This window comes from Psychrobacter sp. 16-MNA-CIBAN-0192, assembly GCF_040309565.1.
In the GTDB taxonomy this organism is placed as follows: domain Bacteria; phylum Pseudomonadota; class Gammaproteobacteria; order Pseudomonadales; family Moraxellaceae; genus Psychrobacter.
In genome coordinates this window covers 1-442 of record NZ_JBEOOX010000048.1, presented here as the reverse complement: position 1 = coordinate 442, position 442 = coordinate 1, and the positions used below count along the sequence as shown (strand labels likewise).

1 protein-coding gene is annotated in these 442 nt (G+C 41.6%); it reads left to right on the top strand.

Going from position 1 to position 442, the window contains the following annotated elements:
* Nucleotides 1–371: DDE-type integrase/transposase/recombinase (locus tag AAEY78_RS12295; RefSeq protein ID WP_352339627.1), on the top strand; the 371-nt coding region annotated here is incomplete at its 5' end.
* Nucleotides 372–442 lie beyond the last annotated feature (71 nt).

Sequence of the window (442 nt, the reverse complement as noted above, 5' to 3'; positions counted from 1 at the left end):
GCTCTGACAGCCCGAATACCGATTTGACTTGTGCAGCATTAAGAATGGCATTTGAAAGTCGTGGACGGCCCCAAAACCTGATGTTTCATTCTGACCAGGGTTGCCATTACAGTAGTCTTCAATATCGACAAATGCTGTGGAAATATCAAATAACGCAGAGTATGAGTCGACGAGGAAACTGCTGGGATAACGCGGTAATGGAACGTTTTTTTAGAAGTTTTAAAACAGAATGGATGCCGAAGTATGGTTACAACAATTTTGATGAAGCGAAGCTGGATGCGTTGAATTACATACTAAAGCACTACAATACAAAAAGTGGTCATAGTTTTAACGACTATCTGACTACATCAATAGCCGAAATGGCAGCGTAAACACGTGCCCCTGTTTGGAGTACAAAATTAATTGACCAGATCAATTCTTGATTATCCCCGAAGGTGACGCG